The sequence below is a fragment of the Phycisphaeraceae bacterium genome, from assembly GCA_019636555.1.
GTDB lineage: Bacteria > Planctomycetota > Phycisphaerae > Phycisphaerales > UBA1924 > JAFEBO01.
The window spans coordinates 1327301-1346667 of the sequence record JAHBXH010000001.1; the positions used below are offsets into that span (position 1 = coordinate 1327301).

Annotated in this window: 17 protein-coding genes; 10 read left to right on the forward strand and 7 right to left on the reverse strand. The window is 61.7% G+C overall.

Going from position 1 to position 19367, the window contains the following annotated elements:
* Positions 1-11: 11 nt before the first annotated feature.
* The 4 genes from KF691_05490 (at position 12) to KF691_05505 (ending at position 4654) form a co-directional block, all read left to right on the forward strand.
* Positions 12-506, forward strand: coding sequence for an LptE family protein (locus KF691_05490; protein MBX3388889.1), 495 nt, complete (start codon positions 12-14; stop codon positions 504-506).
* 369 nt (positions 507-875) lie between these two features.
* Entirely contained in the window at positions 876-2906 is a 2031-nt protein-coding gene (gene ftsH, locus KF691_05495; GenBank protein MBX3388890.1) for an ATP-dependent zinc metalloprotease FtsH, read from the forward strand.
* Between the two features lie 159 nt (positions 2907-3065).
* Positions 3066-4109, forward strand: coding sequence for a hypothetical protein (locus KF691_05500; GenBank protein MBX3388891.1), 1044 nt, complete (start codon positions 3066-3068; stop codon positions 4107-4109).
* On the forward strand, positions 4109-4654 hold the full coding sequence (locus KF691_05505) for a sigma-70 family RNA polymerase sigma factor (protein ID MBX3388892.1): 546 nt from the start codon (positions 4109-4111) through the stop codon (positions 4652-4654). The genes KF691_05500 and KF691_05505 overlap by 1 nt, the downstream gene beginning before the upstream one ends.
* 365 nt (positions 4655-5019) lie before the next feature.
* Here the strand turns inward: KF691_05505 and KF691_05510 are convergent, their stop codons facing one another.
* The 3 genes from KF691_05510 to KF691_05520 all read right to left on the reverse strand — a co-directional run bounded on the left by KF691_05510 (position 5020) and on the right by KF691_05520 (position 7815).
* On the reverse strand, positions 5020-5307 hold the full coding sequence (locus KF691_05510) for a hypothetical protein (protein MBX3388893.1): 288 nt from the start codon (positions 5305-5307) through the stop codon (positions 5020-5022).
* Positions 5308-5448: 141 nt separating this feature from the next.
* Positions 5449-6720 carry a hypothetical protein gene (locus KF691_05515; GenBank protein ID MBX3388894.1) on the reverse strand — a complete coding sequence of 424 codons (1272 nt, stop codon included), beginning with the start codon at positions 6718-6720 and terminating at the stop codon, positions 5449-5451.
* 282 nt (positions 6721-7002) lie between these two features.
* The gene (locus KF691_05520; protein ID MBX3388895.1) at positions 7003-7815 is read right to left on the reverse strand and encodes a DUF1444 family protein; all 813 of its coding nucleotides are present in this window, start codon (positions 7813-7815) and stop codon (positions 7003-7005) included.
* A 451-nt stretch (positions 7816-8266) separates the two neighbouring features.
* On the opposite strand from KF691_05520, the gene acpP reads away from it, so the two are divergent.
* The 5 genes from acpP (at position 8267) to KF691_05545 (ending at position 14278) form a co-directional block, all read left to right on the forward strand.
* A complete protein-coding gene (gene acpP, locus KF691_05525) occupies positions 8267-8527 on the forward strand; it encodes an acyl carrier protein (GenBank protein MBX3388896.1) in 261 nt (86 codons plus the stop codon).
* A 63-nt stretch (positions 8528-8590) separates the two neighbouring features.
* Positions 8591-9883: a beta-ketoacyl-ACP synthase II gene (gene fabF / locus KF691_05530; protein MBX3388897.1), complete on the forward strand. Its 1293-nt coding sequence runs from the start codon at positions 8591-8593 to the stop codon at positions 9881-9883.
* A gap of 56 nt (positions 9884-9939) precedes the next feature.
* The gene (locus tag KF691_05535; GenBank protein ID MBX3388898.1) at positions 9940-11598 is read left to right on the forward strand and encodes a tetratricopeptide repeat protein; all 1659 of its coding nucleotides are present in this window, start codon (positions 9940-9942) and stop codon (positions 11596-11598) included.
* Between the two features lie 107 nt (positions 11599-11705).
* Positions 11706-12044 carry a FliM/FliN family flagellar motor switch protein gene (locus tag KF691_05540; GenBank protein MBX3388899.1) on the forward strand — a complete coding sequence of 113 codons (339 nt, stop codon included), beginning with the start codon at positions 11706-11708 and terminating at the stop codon, positions 12042-12044.
* A gap of 182 nt (positions 12045-12226) precedes the next feature.
* Positions 12227-14278, forward strand: a complete 2052-nt coding sequence (locus tag KF691_05545) for a glycoside hydrolase family 15 protein (GenBank protein ID MBX3388900.1) — start codon at positions 12227-12229, stop codon at positions 14276-14278.
* Positions 14279-14381: 103 nt separating this feature from the next.
* Here the strand turns inward: KF691_05545 and KF691_05550 are convergent, their stop codons facing one another.
* The 3 genes from KF691_05550 to KF691_05560 all read right to left on the reverse strand — a co-directional run bounded on the left by KF691_05550 (position 14382) and on the right by KF691_05560 (position 16536).
* On the reverse strand, positions 14382-14780 hold the full coding sequence (locus KF691_05550) for a carboxypeptidase regulatory-like domain-containing protein (GenBank protein MBX3388901.1): 399 nt from the start codon (positions 14778-14780) through the stop codon (positions 14382-14384).
* Between the two features lie 119 nt (positions 14781-14899).
* Entirely contained in the window at positions 14900-15451 is a 552-nt protein-coding gene (locus KF691_05555; GenBank protein ID MBX3388902.1) for a hypothetical protein, read from the reverse strand.
* Between the two features lie 260 nt (positions 15452-15711).
* Positions 15712-16536 (reverse strand): Bax inhibitor-1/YccA family protein, encoded by an 825-nt coding sequence (locus KF691_05560; protein MBX3388903.1) that lies wholly within the window; start codon positions 16534-16536, stop codon positions 15712-15714.
* A gap of 91 nt (positions 16537-16627) precedes the next feature.
* Between KF691_05560 and plsY the strand changes: the two genes are divergently transcribed.
* A complete protein-coding gene (plsY, locus tag KF691_05565) occupies positions 16628-17335 on the forward strand; it encodes a glycerol-3-phosphate 1-O-acyltransferase PlsY (GenBank protein MBX3388904.1) in 708 nt (235 codons plus the stop codon).
* A gap of 648 nt (positions 17336-17983) precedes the next feature.
* Here plsY and KF691_05570 read toward each other — a convergent pair.
* On the reverse strand, positions 17984-19201 hold the full coding sequence (locus tag KF691_05570) for a hypothetical protein (GenBank protein MBX3388905.1): 1218 nt from the start codon (positions 19199-19201) through the stop codon (positions 17984-17986).
* Between the last annotated feature and the right edge of the window lie 166 nt (positions 19202-19367).

Consider the following 19367-nt stretch of genomic DNA (forward strand, 5'->3'; position numbering starts at 1 on the left):
GGAATGTAGCAATGCTGATTGCCGCGACGCTCACGCTTTGCGGATGTTCCTCTGATCCGACCAAGGGCTACTCGTTTCACAACACCTACGACACGGAAACACGCACGATTCAAGTGCCGGTATTCCAGAACAAGACGTACTACAAGGGTGTCGAGTCGGAACTGAGCGAAGCGATCATCAAGGAGATCCAGAACAAAACGCCGTGGATCATCGATCCCTCGCCCGCGGCGGATACTTCGCTCAACGGGACGATCACCAGCGTGCAACTCCGGCGCACCGCGACCGACCCGAGCGGCTACGTGCAGGAGCTCGGCTACATCATCACGGTCGATTTTGAATGGGTGGACAATACCACCGGCAAGACGATTGTCGGCAGGCGGAACTTCAGCGGCGCCGATACGTTTGTGCCGACTCGTGGCGTCAGTGAGAAAATCGAATACGGACAGACTTCGGCGGCTCAGCGCATGGCGAAGGACATCGTTTCTGAACTCCGCACGCAATGGTGAGCAGCTTTGCGCCCGTGCACGCCGCGAATCTGGCACGCCAATTGCCCGTTCTGCGGGTGAAGTGGCGAAAAACGCCTATCCTTTGTCAAGTAGCGATTGCGCCCGAAAAGACAACCGCCGGGTTGGCAGATGAACGACAAGCCAGCCCCTTGCCGCGTATCGCAGGGCCTCACCGGGAGTCCAAAGCGGGGCGGATGCATCTTCCCGGCCGGTTATCCGAACAGTAGAGTGAAAGAAGCCATAGAAGCGTTGAAGTCGGCGGTTTGAACGGCGGGCGGCTGCCCGATAAAGGGAATGATGAGTCGAGTCGTTGAAATGTCGCGAAAGTTCGTCCTCGGCGCGTCCGGGGTGTTTTGTTCCCTTCTTCGGATGAGATCGGCGGATGAGCCGCCGCGTGACGGGGGGCGACCGAAACCCAACGGTCCCAAGCGCAACGGCCCCCCCGGCCCGGGTCTGCCCGGTGGTCAAGGTCAGCCGCAATCGCGCGGCCTGTTCACTATGGTCGCGGTCATCGCGCTGATGGTGTTGCTGTTCATGATGTTCAGCGCGCCCAACCGGGCGGAGCGGATCACGCTGCAGCAGTTCAGGATGGAATACGACGAGAAGCGCCTGACCGATGTGACGCTGACGGACGAAGGGCTCAAGGCAAAGCGCAAGAAGGACATCACCGGCCCCGAGGGATACGTGATGGTCCCGATCAACTCGGTGAACCGGGAGTTGATTGCCAAGGAAGCGAACGAGATCACCAAGGGTGATTTCCAGAATAATTCGGCGAGCGTGTGGCTGACGGTGCTCGTGTTTTTCGGGCCGCTGCTTTTTATTCTTGTGCTTGGCTGGTGGCTGATCAGCCGGGGGCTGCGTGCCGCGGCGGGCGGCGGCGGAATGCTGGGCAACTTCGGCAAGAGCCGGCATCGAACTCTGAGCAAGGAGATGACGGGGGTGACCTTTGCCGACGTCGCCGGAATCGACGAGGCGAAGGAAGAAGTCACCGAGATCATCGAATTCCTCAAGAACCCTAAGAAGTTCACCAAGCTCGGCGGGCGCATCCCGCGCGGCGTATTGCTGGTCGGCGAGCCCGGCTGCGGCAAGACGCTCCTGGCAAAGGCCATCGCGGGTGAGGCGGACGTGCCGTTCTTTTCGATCAGCGGATCGGACTTCGTCGAGATGTTCGTGGGCGTGGGCGCGAGCCGCGTGCGCGACTTGTTCAAGCAGGCCAAGGACAGCGCTCCGTGCATTATCTTCCTCGACGAAATCGACGCGGTCGGTCGGCGGCGTGGCGGTGGATTCACCACCGGTGGTCACGACGAGCGCGAGCAAACGCTCAACGCCATTCTGGTTGAGATGGACGGGTTCAACACCGCCGATGGCGTGATCGTGATCGCCGCGACCAACCGGAACGACGTGCTCGATCCGGCGCTGACGCGTCCGGGTCGATTCGATCGCCAGATCACGGTGCCGCTCCCCGACGTGAAGGGCCGGCTTGAGATCCTGCGGGTTCACTCGAAAAAGGTCAAGATGGGCCCGAACGTCGAGCTCGAGCGGATCGCTCGCGGAACCCCGATGTTCAGCGGCGCCGATCTCGCCGCGATCATCAACGAAGGCGCGATCGCCGCGACCATGCAGAACAAGGACTTCATCGAACACGAGGACCTTGAAGAAGCTCGCGACAAAGTGAAATTTGGCCGTGCGAAGAAGAGCCGCGTGCGCGAGAAGGACGAGAACAAACTTGTCGCGTATCACGAGGCGGGGCACGCGATTCTGCAGGCGATCCTCACCGACGCCGATCCGTTGCACAAAGTGACGATCATCCCGCGCGGCGGCGCCGGCGGCGCGACATTCAGTCTTCCCGAGAAAGACCGGATGGGGTACGGCATCAAGTGGCTCAACGCCACGATGCGGGTGCTCTGCGGCGGGCGCATCGCCGAGCAGAAGGCAATGAACGATGCCTCGAGCGGCGCCTCCATGGACATCACGCAGGTGACAAGCCTTGCGCGGACCATGATCGTCGAGTGGGGCATGAGCCGCAAGCTCGGCTTCGTGCGCTACGCGGGCATGGACACGCGCGAGTATTTCATGCCCGAAAAAACGTACTCGGAAGAAACCGCGAAGGATATCGACGACGAGGTGCGCCGCATGGTTGACGAGGCGTACGCCGACGCGCAACGGCTTCTCGAAGAAAACTGGGACAAGGTTGTGCACGTCGCGGATGCGCTCATCAAGTACGAGACGCTGAGCGCGGACGATGTGCACCGTTTGATGCGGGGCGAAGAACTCGCCAAGCCGACCGTGGCCGACTTGCTTCGTGCCGAGGCGGCCCGCAGAAAAACCGATACGCCTTCGGCGATGCCGCCGGAGACGACATCCGACCTCCCCCCTGGCGCGATGCCGAATCCAGCATGATCGTGACGGAAGAATTCAAAGATTGACTGCGAGACGCCGGGAGATCCCGGCGTTTTTTTTTTTCTTCGGGGCACAAAGAGGTTGATTCGCGGTGTCTTGTTGTCGGTGGGAACCGCGGCCTTGTCGGACGCGGCATCTCACAAGCAAGGAGTACGCCTCGTGAAGATTCATCGTTCTCTGGTCGCTCTTGCCTCGGGCACGCTGCTCGGCAGCGGTGCTTTGCTGGCCACACTTCCGGCGTATGCCGCGGAACCGATGCCCGCGAACTACGTCGCGCCCGCGCAGCGGAACGCAGCGATCCGCTACCTGATCGCTGTCTCGTACCTCACGCCGGAGATGGGCGAAGAGCTGAAAGCGATCGACTGGGAGAAACTGGGGACTTCGATCGATCCGGCCAAGATGACGACCGAGTTCAACGACGCAGCGAAGCAGAACTTCGACCAAGTGCTGCAATGGACTGTCGACGGAACCACGATGTCGAAGTGCAATTTCGAGAGCAACTACGAAGCGGGGGTGGGCACTTTGCTGCCGCAGCTTGCCCAGATGCGTCAACTCGCGCGTGCACTCCGGCTTGATGCGCGAATCAATCTCAAGAATGGCGACGCCGACAAAGCGGCCGACCGGGTGATGCAGATGCTGAGGCTGGGGAGCCACTTGCAGCAGGATTCGTGGCTCATCAGTGTTCTTGTCGGCGCCGCGGTGCAGCAGCCGGCATTTCACGAAGCAGTCGCGGTCGCATCGAGCCCGAATCTTTCGGAAGCGAAGCGCCGAGAACTGATCGCGGCGTTGCAAGCGCTCGACACGCCTGATCCGATCCATTACCAGGACGCGATCTCGGTGGAGCGCCGGAGCATCATCGCATGGCTCGAAAAGGAATCCGCGGCACCGGGTGCCTGGCAGCGGATCAAGCCCCAATTGATCGAAGAAGGCGGCCCCGGCTCCGACTTGTCTCTGACCGACGAAGAAGTGCGGAAACAAATCGGGCAACTCGGTTCGGCGTACGACGCCTTCGCGATCGCGGCCAAGGGAACGACCAGCGATGCCGACGCAGCGAAATTCTTTGAACGTTCACAGTCCGGCGAGTGGGGGACGCTTTCGAAGATGATGATGCCCGGCCTTGAAGCGCTCCGGGCGTCGGAACGCAGGTACAAGGAAGCACTGGCGAAAGCGATCGCCGCACTGCAAAGCCCGGCGGGCAAATAGTGCATTCCGACGACCGCCAACTTCTGGTTGGAATTGCTCGCGGACGCGACGACTGCGCTCGCGAGCTTTGGTCGCGCCATGGCCCGGGGCTGACGGCGCTCGCGAGGGCGATCGTCGGTGCGAGTGCCGCCGGCGATGTCGTGCAGTCCGCGCTATGCCGGATTCTGGAGGTTTCGACGTGGCGGCTGAGTCGGGTCGAGCACGTGCAGGCCTGGCTGACGACGCTGGTGCGCCGCGAAGCCGCGAATTTCTTGCGCGCGGAGAAACGCCGCCGCGTGCGTGATCGGGAGCCGCGCGTGGCCGTCAATGAAATTGCTGCCGACGCCGGCGGGATCTGGGGTGCGGTGGACAATCTTCCCCGGCGGTTCCGCGAAGTCATTGTCCTGAAATTGATCGCGGGATTGTCATTCGAGCAATTGGCGCTGTCGCTCGGGATCAATCCGAATACGGCGGCGGCGCGATACCGTTCCGCGATCGAGTCGCTGCGAGAATCCGCCCGCGTCGAGGACCGTGTGTTGTCGCTGAGAGGTACCGGCCATGGATGACAATTTCACCCTTCTGGAAGCGAGGCTCACGCGCGAGAGCGGGGCACCGGAATCCGAGACGCCCGCGCGCTTTCTTCGAGCCGTTCGCGTGCGCCGGCGACGGGTATTGGTGGGACGCGCATCGGCCGCGTTTTTGGTTGCGATGTGCGCCGCAGTGGGATTGTGGGGAATTTCTGTTCGCGGCCGGCCGACAGACGCGGGAGATCAATCGGGCGCGGCATATGTTGGTCTGGCATCAATGCGAAAACTGCGGGAGCTGCCGGCGGAGATTCCGCCCGCCGTCGGCACCGAGAACGTGACCCGAGTGCTCGACTCACGCGAGCCGCCGGCTGCCTTGGGAATCGGTGGCTTGTGATCCCGTCTGGTTACGGGCTTGAACATGGCTCGTGATCGACGCGGGTCGTCTGTTCTCCCATGTGGATCCAGAACTCGTGTTCCCAGCCCGCCTGATCGGCATCTTGCTCACGCCGGAACGGCCCGAGGCACCAGGGCTTGTCGTGCAATCGGCAGTGCACGTACCACTTGTAGTAGTCGCTGTCGGTGTCGTTGGCGTCGGGGCGCGTGACGCAGGCGCCGAGACTCAGTGCAATCGCAACCGGAGCAAAGAGGCGGACCGAATTGCGACCGAGCGTGCGAAGATTCAAGCGAGCCATGCAATCTCCCTTGGCGGGAGAGTAACACGCTCGCGGAACGAGAGTGTGCACGACGAAACAAAAAGGGCGGTCGCCCGCGCGTTGCCCACGAGTCGCCTGTGAGTCGCCCGTGAACCTATTTCCCGACAACGGCGCGGTCGGCTACGGGCAGACGAGCGTGCTGTACGCGGAAGCAAAGAGGACGAAGTCCGCGTCGTCGACTAGTCCGTCCGCATTGAGATCCGCGGGACAACCGCTCGGCATTTCCGGGGCCGAACAGACTAAGACGTCATATCCCGCCGCGAAGGCCACGAAGTCGTTGTCCAAGACAAATCCATCGCACGTGAAGTCACCGGGGCATTGGCGCACGTACACGGTACCGGAGGTGCAAGCTCCCGTAAGGCAGCTGTTCCTTATCCGAACGTAGTACGTCGTCGTCACCTTTGGAGCGGGTATCGTGACGTTAAACCCTGTTGCGATGGCTGGACCATCGCAGCTCCCGGCGCTCCACTCAAACGTTCCGCTGTATTGGACCCCGGCATTCAGTTGAATTGTCCCGTTGTCATACTGGCACAAGTTGTTGCGGTTGACCTGAACCGCATAAGGCGTCGAGGCGTTGTTCACCGACACAGTCACCGCCCACCTGTTGATCGATACAGCCCCATCGACAAGACGCCTCGTTTGCGCGAGATAGGCGGGGCTGAAAACATTTGGGGGATGCACGGTGATTTGTGCTCCCGTGCCGATGAGAACTTCGTTGTAGTACCAGTCAATCACATGACCCGCTGGCGGTTGCGGAACCGAAAGCACAACGGGAGCTCCCGGGCACACAGCGGATCCGGGTGACGCGAAACCCGAAGCAGGCGCAGCGGGTGGGACGCCGAGCGTGAGGATGTACGAGAAGCTTCCGGGTAGCGCGTTGCCGAATTGGATCTCGCCGTACGTCTCCCCGTAAACCGTGTAGGTTTGACCGGCGAGCAGAGTTCCGTTTTCGTTTGCGTTACCCGTGTAGTGCATAAAGCTCACCCCGGGACCGGTGAGGCCGACATTTGCATACGAGGCGCTCGAAATGAAATTCACGGGCATATCGACCGGCACCGAAAAAGTTACATTGTGCTTTGAAAAAGCCGTGCCATATCCCGAGTAGTAGCCGACGCTCTTGCCCGGGTTCGCGGACCCCGAGCAGCGCAACTGCATTGGCCCAAGTACGGAAGTTTGACCCGCGAATGCCTGGCCGGTCGACTGTGTCTCGGGTGTTCCGATCGATTGCAGGCTGGCGTAAAACAATCCAAAGTCGCTCGCCGCAGCAGTCTGCGCAGGCAATCCCGCGGATTGCGCCTTGATCGACCGTGTCTGCGTCAAGTACTGAACCTGACCCATTGCCGACATTGAGAGCCACAAAGTGGCTCCGACCACAAAGCATTGCGCTTGCACTGGATGCTCCTTGCTACCCCCAAGCCGATCCCAATTGTCGGGAGATTGCGAGCAAATTGCAAGTGCAAAGAGCGTGAAGAGCTATGCCCTCCGAGGCACATTTTCGGTGTGACATGTCGCAGCGGCCGGTGCTCAGTCGGCGCGCCGCACAAGGGAACGGAGCGCACGAGATTGCTGCTCGCAACGCACCGCCATCGCGTTTCATACTTGTGTGCCGGCCGCAGGCAATATGAAGAATTCTTCATTGCCATGAGCCGTTGTTTGGGCACACCTTTCCAAGAGCTACGCCGCTTCTGCTTCCGGCAGATCTTCGACCGTTCCTGCAACGCCGTCCCGCGTTACGTAGAAGAAGTCCGGGCTGATCGGATAGGGCAGGCGCTTGTAATCGTGCTCGACCCGCGTGCGCAGACGCTTGATGAACGGGTCGGGGCCCGGCGAAATCGCGACAAACATGTCGCGCGCGGGGGTTGCGACGTAGAAATCGCCGCCGAGTTGTGCCGCGAGCCGATCGTGCAAACCGCCCAAGAGCAGGCGTGCCGCGTCGTACCCGTCGTGCTGGCTCATAATCGCCGCCTTGCCGCCTTCCTTCGATTCAACAACCTGGATTTCGAGTTCTGGCGCGTAGCCCTCGAGATTCTCGCGGCTGATCTGCTCGAGTTCGTCGGGCGAGAGCTTCCAGCGGACGAGCTGTTCGGTTGTGATACTGACGGTCATCTGCGGCAGGTCGGTCACGAAGACGATGACCGTGTTGTTCACGAACGGAACGTGCGCGACCTGCTCGCGGGAGAGGTGTCGGAAAATGGAAACCGGCTGGATGCGCGGCATGATCCGCGGGCGAGCGAAGTCCAGCGACATGCTCGTCAACTGCATCGAGTCGCCGGCGAAAAGCTGGTCGAGATAGTGCTCGACGATCTCAGTTCCTCGCACCGGCTCGTGATTGACCATCCGGTAGAGGTTTTCGAGATCGAGGCGGCGCCCGTTGACGAGCAATTCACGAGGACCGACGAGATCGATCGCGTATTCAGGCTGAAGTTTGCGGAGCATGGAAGCGACGGCCTCGGCAAAGGCCTCGGGCTCACGCGGCATGGTCGGCATAGAAACACACCCCTCGCGATCGGCGGAACGCCGACGAACATGGCGGCGCTTCACGCCACCACCGGCGGGAAACAGACGCACACCGGACAATCGACCGCTCGGAGTATCGACTCACCGATACGGGTGCGGGGGCGGGCAGTTCTGCAAAACCGTTGTTGACGATGCAGAGCGCTGGCGCAAACGGATCGATTCGCCGATTCGCGTCGGTTTGAGCGCAAAGGCTGCCTTCGCAGCCCGAGAAACGGAGGATCGGGGCGACGTCCGCGAACTTAGTGGGCCCAAACGCGGGCGTTTCCGGCGGAAGAAACCCGAACTTGGCAGGGCGCAGGGATGCGAGTAGAATGCCCCCACGAGTTTGAGATCGGCGGCTGCGGGCCGGTCTTCCACCAAGGCGTGCGCGTGGGCGTTGCCGGGAAGACCTGAAACCGGGAACGTCCGTTCTTTCAGGAGAATGCTTGTGACCGACCAAGAGATCGAAGCAAAGGTCATCGAGATCGTCGCCGAGCAGATGGGCGCGGACAAGGCGAAGATCACTCGGGGCACCCGCTTCGTCGATGATCTGAACGCCGACAGCCTCGACACCGTCGAATTGGTGATGGAATTCGAGGACGAATTCGAAACCGAGATTCCGGATGAGCACGCCGAAAAGATCAAGACGGTCGGCGAGGCCATCGACTTCATCAAGCAGGCTCGTGACGCCGCGACGAAGTAAGTCGCCCATTGCCGGATTTTCAGACGCCGGACCTAACCCCCTTCGGAAGGACACCCCGCTTCGATGTTGGCAGGAAGCTCAAGTCGTCGCGTGGTCGTAACAGGAAGAGGCGCCGTGACCAATCTTGGGCACGACGCCGCGACCACTTGGTCGGGCATGCGTGAAGGCCGGAGCGGGATTCGGCGGGTCGAGTCCGAATTCTTTCAGCGCTACAAGTCGTGGGCTGTCACAATCGCTGGAGAAGTGCAAGGCTGGGACCCGTGCGGCGGACCGACCGCGGTGATGGAGTTCCGCGAGGCCAAGCGGCTCGATCGCGTGACGCAACTCGGCGTCGCCGCGGCGGTCGAAGCCGTGCGCGATTCGGGGATCGATTTCGCTCGAGAGAACCCCGAATTGTGCGGCGTCGTAGTCGGGTCGGGCATCGGTGGTATCACGACGATCGAAGACGGGATGTACACCCTTGTCGATCGGGGGCCCGACCGCCTCAGTCCGTTCACGGTCCCCCGCCTGATGGTCAACGCGACCACCGGAAACATCTCGATCCGATTCGGCCTCAAGGGTCCGGCGGCGGCGCACGCGACGGCCTGCGCGAGCAGCGGGCACGCGATCGCCGACGCGGCACACATGATCCAGCGCGGGTGGGCCGACGTCATGGTTGCCGGCGGAAGCGAAGCCGCGGTCAGCCCGCTGTGCATGGGCGCGTTTATGGTGATGAAGGCGCTTTCGACCCGGAACGAAGCTCCGGAGAAAGCCAGCCGCCCGTTCGACAAAGACCGCGACGGCTTTGTCCTCTCCGAGGGTGCCGCGATGTTCGTGCTCGAAAGCGAGGAGCACGCACAGAAGCGCGGCGCCAATATCTACGGCGAACTGATCGGCACCGGAAATTCGAGTGATGCCGGCCACATCACCGCGCCGGACGCGGAAGGCCACGGGGCGGCGCGTTCGATGCGCATGGCGTTGAAAGACGCAAAGCTCAATCTTTCCGACATCGGCTATGTGAACGCTCACGGCACCAGCACGCCCTTGGGCGACAAGGCGGAGGTCGCGGCCGTGCTCAACGTTTTCGGCGATCACGCCCGCAAAAGCGCTGGCGGCAAACTGCTGATGAGCAGCACCAAGAGCATGCACGGCCATTGCCTCGGCGCCTCGGGCGCGGTTGAATTAATTGCTTGCATGCACGCGGTGAACGACGGCGTCATCGCCCCGACCATCAATCTCGAGAATCCGGACGAAGGATTCGATCTTGATCTCGTTGCCCATCACGCCCGAGAGCGGCGTGTGAAGTACGTGATGAACAATACATTCGGCTTTGGCGGACACAACGTCACCTTGATCTTCGGCGCCTACCAAGGCTAAATGCATTCCGATTTTCGGGCACGCGGATCGAACAAATAACTGGCAAGGAGCCCCGGATGCGTACCACCACTTGTGCGGTCGTTCTTTCGGCGTTGATCGGTGCCCTTTTCGGAGGCTGCGCGGCACCGGAAAAGGACATCGCACCGTCCGCGTCTGCGCAGCGCGCGGGGATGACGCGCAAAGTCACGACCGACTCGCCTCAAGCCCAGGAATGGTTCGATCGAGGACTGTTTCTCTGCTACGCGTTCGATCACGAGCAGGCCGAAGTGGCGTTCCGAAGAGCTCTCGAGCACGATCCGAACTGCGCGATGGCGTACTGGGGTATCGCGTACGCCTCGGGTCCGAACATCAACAACATGATGATGGACGAGCAGCACTCGAAAACCGCGCACGATGCCATCACGAAGGCGAAGCAGCTTCGGCACGGCTGCTCGCCGGTCGAATGCGATCTGATCGATGCAATGGCGGTCCGATACGAATACCCCGCGCCGGATGACCGAAGGAAACTCGATGAGAGCTACGCGGAGGCGATGCGAGAGGTGCGACGCAAGCACCCCGAAGATGCCGACGTCGGTGCCATTTTTGCGGAAAGCCTCATGGACCTTTACGCCTGGAAACTCTGGACCCCGGCGGGCGAGCCGAGCCCGGTGACCGTCGAGCTCGTGGGTGTGCTCGAAGACGTGCTCGTCAAACACCCTGAGCACATCGGGGCCAGCCATGACTACATCCACACGATGGAAGCGTCGAAGTCGCCGGGCAAAGCGGATGGTGCTGCAAACCGGCTGCGGAACGATTCACTCGGCGCACCTCACCTCGTTCACATGCCCTCCCACATCGATATCCGGCGTGGGCGGTACGAGCAGGCGGTCGAAGCGAATCAGAATGCGATCAAGGCCGATCTGGTCCGCATCGAAGCGGTGGGTGACGGCGGCTTTTTCGCGTTATACCGCGCGCACAACTATCACTTTCTGCAATACGCCGCGATGTTCGACGGCCAAAAAGAGGTCGCCATCGAAGCGGCGAGGGGAGTCGTGGCGACGCTGCCTCCGGATGCGATCGAGCAGTACCCGTTGATGCTCGAGGGTTTCCTGGGCGCGCCCTATCACGCGATGGTTCGCTTCGGAATGTGGGACGAGATTCTTGCCGAGCCGGCTCCGCCCCCGGGCAGACCGATCACAACGGCGACTCATCACTACGCACGGGGCATCGCACTGGCCACGCGCGGCAAAGTCGAAGAAGCAAGGGCGGAGCGCGAGGCGTTTCTGGCCGCGAAAGCAACCATTCCCCCGGATGCGTTCATCGGAAATAACGAAGCCGCAACGGTGATACTGATCGGCGAGGCGATGCTCGAAGGAGAAATCGAGTACCGCGCCGGGAATGACGATCGCGCCTTCGAGCTTTTGCGCGACGCCGTCGCGAAGAACGATGCGCTCAGCTACGACGAACCCTGGGGTTGGATGCAGCCGCCCCGTCACGCGCTCGGCGCTCTCCTTCTGGAACGTGGGCGTGTGGAAGAAGCAGAAGCTGTGTATGTCGCCGACCTGAAGGATCATCCGGGCAACGGATGGGCGCTCTTTGGGCTTGCCGAGTGCTACGAGCGCACGGGCAGAAAGGCGGAGCACGCGACGACGCTCGCGGCGGCCCGAAAAGCGTGGGCTCGATCGGACATTCCGCTGACAGTTTCGTGCTATTGCCGCGTTTCGTCGAGTCGGTAACGGGCGGACGTGAATCGCCGGGTCTCGGGTACTGGCGATTCAGGCACGGCTCTTGCGTTCCGGGTGATCGCGCGGCCGCTTCCGGCCGATGATGCGCCCGGAGAAGTATGAGCACCGAACGGAGCAACAACCTTCAGCAGATCCTGCGGCTGGAAGTGCCGCTGGTCGTCCGGCTGGGCGAACGCCCGCTCAAGGTGGAGGAGATTGTCTCGCTCGTTCCTGGGGCGATCATCGAGCTGCCAAAGAACGCGGACGCGGAGCTGGACCTTCTCGTCAACAACAAGCGGGTCGGCCGGGGTGTCGCGGTCAAGGTGGGCGAGAACTTCGGACTGCGAATCACGTTTATCGGAGAGGTCAAGGAGCGAGTGGCCGCGATGGGCGGCATGACCATGACTGTGACCCAAACCGTGGATCCGCAGCTCGAATCCGCCGCGCTTGCGGCGTGATGAGCCGAGCCGGGCCGCGCGGTATCTGCGCCACGTTCACCTCATCCGGCGTCAAAAATGCGCTAACGGGTATCGGAACCCGCCCCAGACGTGAACAGTCGTAACCTTCGGCTCGATGCAACTATCGGGGTGGTCCGGGTGCGAACGCCCGGAAACTTTGTTCCCCGAACCGGCGCCAGTTCATGCCCCGAGATATCCCAGTTGGTAATGGTGACGTGCTCGTGACGTTCGACTACCTGTACCGGGTGCGGGACGTCTACTACCCCAACGTGGGTCGCTTCAACCACACCGATGGCCATGTGCAGCGGTTCGGTGTCTGGGCGGACGGGAAGTTCGCTTGGATCGAGGATTCATCTTGGCGTCGGGAACTGCGGTATGAAAAGGACACGTTGGTCACACACGTTCGCTTGACCAACGCGGAACTCGGACTTGAAGTCACCTGCAGCGACTGCGTGGACTTCCACGAGCCGGTCTATTTCCGGCGGGCGCTCGTCAGGGATCTTCTGGGCAGACGGCGCGATGTCCGGCTCTTTTACCACTGGGATATGTCGATCCGGGGCTCGTCGGTCGGAGACACCGCCAACTACGACCCGGCCACCAGCAGCTTGGTGCTGTACAAGGACGACATCTATTTCCTGTTCAACGCGTGCGATCAGAACAAGTGCGGCATCGACAACTGGGCGATCGGCACGAAACGTCTCGGGGGCGCCGAAGGAACTTGGCGCGACGCGGAGGACGGGCAACTCGGGCGCAACGCGATCAGCCAGGGTTCGGTCGATGCGACGATCGGGTTTAACCTCGACATCGAGCCCAACGGCGAGAGTTACGTTTCGAGCTGGCTCGCCTGCGGCCGCAGCTACGACCAGGTTCGAGATCTCAACCGGCGCGTGAATGAGAAGGGGCCGGATCGACACATCTCGCGCACCCAGGCGTATTGGCGCCTTTGGTGCCGCAAGGAACCGATCGATCTCTCGCCTGTTCCGGAGAAAGTGCGAGACTTGTTTTTCCGCAGCCAGCTCGTTTTGCGAACGCAGATCGACAACGGCGGCGCGATCATCGCGGCGAACGACAGCGACATCACGCAGTTCGGCGGCGACCATTATTCATACTGCTGGCCCCGCGACGGCGCGCTGGTCGCGTATGCGCTGGCGCTCTGCGGGCAGAGCGAGCTTTCACGCCATTTCTTCCGGTTCTGCGGCGACGCGATCGAGGACAGCGGCTACTTCCTGCACAAGTACACCCCGACCGGCGAGCTCGCCAGCTCGTGGCACCCTTGGATGATCGAAGGGCAGAAGATCCTTCCGATCCAGCAGGACGAGACCGCGCTCGTGCTCTGGGCGCTTCGCAAACACTTCGCCGCGTTCCGCGATGTTGAATTCGTCAAGCCGCTGTACAACCTGCTCGTCGTTCGGCCTGCGGACTGGATGCTCAAGTACCGCGACGCGAACGGGCTCCCTCAGCAAAGCTGGGATCTTTGGGAGGAACGCCGGGGTATTCACACTTTCACTGTGAGCGCGACGATCGGGGCGCTCTACGCCGCGTCGCAGTTCGCGCTCGACTTCGGCGACGAAGACCGTGCCGCGATATACCGGGAGGCCGCCGATCGCATGCGCACGGCGCTGAAGCGGTTCCTGTGGAATCCGGAAAAGAAGCGGTTTGCCCGCATGGCGATTCCGCTGCCCGACGGCACGTACCGCCTCGACATGACCAGCGACAGCGCGAACTACGCGCTCTTTGCGTTCGGAGCCCTCGAGGCGAGCGACGAGATGGTGGAACTGGAGATGAAGGGGCTCTGGTCGCGCCTCTGGGTGAAGACCGATGTCGGCGGGTGCGCGCGGTACGAGCGCGACTATTACCACCAGGTGGAGCGCGATCACACCGACGCCGTCCCCGGCAATCCGTGGGTCATCTGCACGCTTTGGCAGGCGCAATACCTGATCGAGCGAGCTGGGACGCTCGAAGAATTGCATCAAGCTCTGCCTCTGCTCGAATGGACCGAGAAGCGGGCCGAGAAGTCCGGGGTGCTCGCAGAACAGTTCAACCCCTACAGCGGAGAAGCAATTTCCGTCAGCCCGCTCACGTGGAGCCACGCCACCTTCGTCATTGTCGTGATGGAGTATCTGCGAAAGTACGAGAAGCTGACAGCTACAAGCCTCAAGCGGATCGGCGCGCAGATTCAGGCAGCGCAAAGCGACGGCGAGTCTTCGCGAACCGGGGTGTTCGCGGCGGGCTGAAGCGGATGCAGAGAAAAGGCGACGGAACCGAGGCCTGGTTCCGCCGCCGTCGTCAAGCGAATCTCCGAGGAGCGAGATTCGCTGTAGAATTTCTTTCACTGAATCAGGAGGGCTTCTTGAGTTCGATCGCGACGCGCACGGTCTCTCCCGGCTTTACGCCGCCCGCCTGTCGTCCGACTCCCACGCCGCGCTTTTCCGCCACGATCGTGAACGGACCGGGACGGACATTCGGGAAAGCGAATTTGCCATCGCTGTTCGTGACGGTGCGACCAACCGCCTGGTGATCTCGAACAAGCGTGACCACGACGCCCCGAAGTTCGGCCGCTGGATCAGCGCTCGACACCCTTCCGAGAACGTGTCCGGGACTGGGAACGGCGGGCGCTGTGCCGGAAGCTGAATCGGGAGGTGTGTTCGTGCGCACGCCCGCGGCGATTGAGGCGGCGGCGACGACCGCAGTGAAGACAACGAGCGCGGACGCGAGACAATGTCGAACCGGTTGCATGCGAAACCTCCGTCATGCCATGCCCGAAAAAACACCGGGCAATTCCAGAGCGCATCGCGGGGCCTCGTCCCGACGTCGGGTACCGCGAGCGGCACAGGTGAAACGGCTTTGGTCGTGCGCTATTGCGGAGCCGGCGAGGAATTCACAACCGCCGGGGGGACAGCCGGTTCATAGGGCAGAACGAACACCGCTCGGATCGGGGTTGACCGCCTTGTTGGACGATTCCGAAACCCCAGCGGCTGATCGCGGTTCGAAAGCCCGAGCACCAGAACCACGCCGTCGTCTTTGGGGTAGTTCGGGTCGTAGATCCTGACCGTGGCGACGTGCTCGTCTTTCTGGATTTGATAGGCCAGCACCTGATGATTGTCCGAAACGTTGCGCGCGCCGCGCGGACCACCGGGCCTCGCGATGATCAGACCGATCGGCACGACAGCGTGCTCCCTGAGTGACGCGGCGAGTTTCTCGACTTCCGGGTACGAAAGCGAGCCAAGTTCCGAATCGGTCTTGGCGGTCCACTCTGCAAAGCGCAGCGCCGTCGCCAAGCCGGGCCCGAACGACTGGGCTTGCCGCAAGAAGAGATACTCGTACAGCGCGCTGCCGCGTTCAGGAAGCGACGCTTCCCTCGGCGGCACAAGCCCCGCGAGGAAGTAGTCGGCAGAGGCGGCGGACATCCCGCCGCACAATCCAAAGGCGTACTTCCGGCTGCTCGGGGCGCTCGCGGCGAGAAAAGTTGGAAGCGGCGCTCCGGGAAAATTGTTCGCGAACGAAAAGCCGTTTCGCGATGGCAGGAAAGCGGGCGCGGGTCGTCCACTTGCCTGTTGCGATGGGTTGGAAGGACGCGTCTCAGGTTTCGATTGATCGCAAGCCTGAAGCGCAAACAGGAGAATGAGCACGGCCGCGAATCGCACGAAGACCTCGATTCCTGCGCGAATCAATCGCGGCGATTCATCTTCGAGAGCAGGCGAAGGATTTCGATGTAGAGCCAGACGAGCGTGACGGTCAGGGCGAATGCGCCGTACCACTCCATGTACTTGGGCGCGCCGGCCTTGGCTCCTTCGTCGATGACCTGGTAGTCGAGCACGAGATTGAACGACGCGAGGACGATCACAAAGAGAGAGAAGCCGATTCCGAGTGGGGAGGCGCTCGACCAGAGATTCGGCAGCCCCATGCCGAAGACACCGTTCATGAGCATGAGCGCAACGGCGTAGACCGCAACGCCGCCCGTGGCGACGACAACCATCTTCACTGCGGCTGGGCTCAATCGAACGAAACCCGTTGCGTATGCGAGGAGTGCGGCCCCGGCGATCCCGAATGTCAGAGACGCCGCCTGAAAAATCATGCCGACATTGAGCGCGGCAGCGCCCGAGCCCGCGGATTTCGCGCCCGCCTGGGCAACGAGGAACAGCGAAATCCCGGCGATGAACAGCCCTTCAACGGCGGCGTAGATCGGACCGAGAAATGGCGCCGTGGTCGGTTTGAAACTGATGATCAGCGCGAGCACGAGCCCGCCGATCCCGCCGCCCATTATCCAAGGGATGATCCCACCGACATTGCCCGCCTGGTACATCGGTTCGAACTTGAGCCACGCGAAGATCGAACTCGTGGCGCAAATGGCGAGCAGGAATCCGGCCTTGATCGCGGTGCCGCGGACGGTCATGGCTCCGGGAACTGATGTTGCGCTCAGGTCGTCCCATCGCGGCGCATCGACTGGACGATTGAAGACGCCGGATCGAAGCGCGGGGTTGCCAGAATTCATGCTTTCTCCTTCTGCAAATCGCCGGATAGTTTACTCATTGGATTCGCGCCGCAATTCGGACGGGATGGGGATTCCAAGGTACTCTTTCGGCGTGACGCCCGTTCAATGGTTTATCGCAGTGTGCTTCGCGTTTCTCTGCGGTTCTTTTCCGACGGGGTACATCATCGGCCGGGCACGCGGCGTTGATATTCGAAAGCTCGGCTCAGGAAATATCGGCGCGACCAATGTCGGTCGCGTCTTCGGCCGGCGGGCTTGGCTTCTTTGTTTTTCAGGCGATTTCTTCAAAGGCTTTGGGCCGGTGCTCGGTGCCGGAGTCGTTTCAGGAATCGCAGGACGCTGGTCTCCGCCACTCGACCAGGCGCTGTTCTGGTGCGCCGCGCTTGCCGCGGCGGTTTTTGGCCACATGTTTACTCCGTGGCTGGGATTCAAAGGGGGAAAGGGCGTGGCGACAGCGCTCGGTTCGCTCCTTGGCTTCTTTCCGATTTTGACTTTTTCCGGCATCGCCGCACTCGGAGTCTTCATCGTCGTTCTGAAGTTGTGGCGCTACGTGAGCCTGGCTTCCATCTGCGCGACAGCCGGCCTCCCGGTGTTCGTGCTGATTCAAACGGGCGTCACGCTTTTCCTCCGGCCGGACGACATGGACAAGTCACCCGCAATCAGCGCGGGGCTGTCCGTCGCCGCGCTGACAGCGGTCATTTCGTCGTTCATGATCTACCGCCACCGAAGCAACATCGCGAGGCTTCGCGCCGGAACCGAACCCAAGACGGGTTCCGAGCATGTGGTCGCACCGGCGCAGTGAGTTCGGATTATTTTAGGCATTCCGATTGAATCCGAATCGGGCCGCGCGGCCGATAAACGGGAAGTCGTGTCCTTCGGTCCAATTCAACCGACTGGGAGAATCAGGCCAAGCATGCGACCGAAATGGATTGGGCCGGTCCGGAACCCTCACTTTGGACTCCTCGGAACGCCGGAACTAAGGCCGGGGGCCGGAACGGACGACGATTAGGGGCTGCCTGGAAGGCGGCGGGTGCGGGTGGGTCGGATGCGGAGGCCTGCTCATGGAAGGGCAGGCAATTCTGGGACTCGGAGCCGCAGGCTCTTTTCGAACGGACTCGAATCATGCCGACACTCAAATTTCACCCTGCCCAGTTAAGAGAAGCACTCGATCCCATTCCTTTCCCGCGGCAATCGTGGGGAGACGGAAGCGCTGCATCTCGTTGGCGGGAGGGTGCGCCGGTGTATCGATTCGCCGGGCGAGTCGAGAGCGCATCGGCCATGGCCGAGAATGCTGTTGAGCGTGCTCAGCGGCAGATGGACCGGCTGAAGGAACTCCTCGGGAGCGCCGGGGATGACCGGCCAAGTGCCGCCTGACGGGCACCGACTCAGATTCTGAAGAACGGGAATGGTCGCTGCCGGCGACCATTTTTTCTGCGCGAAGAAAAGGCGATCACGGACAAACAAGCGCGTCATACGCCGCGGCGAAGATCACAAAGTCGGCGTCGTCGACGTAGCCGTCGCCGTTGAGATCGGCGGGACACGCCGCCGGCGCCTCGGGGCAAATCAGGGCGTCGTACGCCGAAGCGAACATAACGAAGTCGGAATCATCAACGGCGCGATCGTTGTTGAGATCGCCGGCGCAGGGGGCGAGGACAATTGCATAATCCGCGACGACCGGAAGGTGATCCGAGACGGACGTGAGCAGACTCAGAATCTGAGTGCGGTTGGAGAGATCGGCGAGGTCGGAGTTCAAGGGCGAATTGACGCTGCTTCCGAACGATGTGCTTCCGTTGTTGCCGAAGACGCTGTATGTGCCGGGAATGATCTGAAACCCGTATTGGTTGAGCACGGCGCCGGTCACGAACTGGAAGTCGAAGCGGATGTTGCACGACGTCGAGGAAAATGTCATCAGCGAGCGAAAACTGCTGGAGTTGGTCCATGTATTTGAAGGATTCGCCGGGTCATTCGCCTGGCCCGGTCCAGCCGCAAAGAGCGTCTGATAGGCCGTTTCCGAGCGTCCGCTCGTGAAATTGAAATCGCCGGAATAGATGATGTGAGCCGCAGGCCCGAGCGCGTCGGCGTCCTGCCGGATGGTGGTGGACTCGATATTCCGCCGGTTCTTGCTCGTGGAATCGCTTGAGGCTTTGTAGTGACTGACGTAGATGTAGAAATCTGCCTCGGATCCGTATCCGACGGGCCGAAGCTGATAGCGCATCGGGGCGCGTGCCGCGCCGGAGCCGCTTGCTGTTCCGACGACCTTGGCGTTGATGACCTGGATTGTGTTCGTGTTGTACACGAGCCCGTTCGGGCCTCCCCCCGTTCCGCCGGTGGTGGGGTCCTTGGTTTGGTCGGCGGCATATGTGCCGGCGCCGTAAATCGCATTGAGTTGATCGACGATGAAGGGCAGCGATGCGGAGTTGCCGAGATAGAACTGCACACCATCGAGCTCTTGAAGCGAGAGCACATCGATCGGCTGCGCGTTGCCCGCAAGGTGATGGTTGCCGATTCCCTGCATGAGGATGTCGAATCCGGAGACCGGAGCCACGATGCTCTTGCCAGAGCATGACGTGTTGTACGTGACGACTCTGATCGCGCCATCGGCCGAGGTGATCAGGGCGAATACGCCTGCGGCACAAAGTAGTCGTGATCGAGTCGAGAGTGATGACATCGTTGGTGGTTCCTCTGTCTGCCGGCGAAGGTCATGCCGGTGCGCCGCGGCGCGACTACGGAAAAAGAGGCAAGACACAAAGCGGCCGGAATCATGATTTCCGGGAGAAAAGCAAGCCCCGGCAGGACTTGCGATTCTACCCGAAGTACGCGAGCGCTGGAAGAAC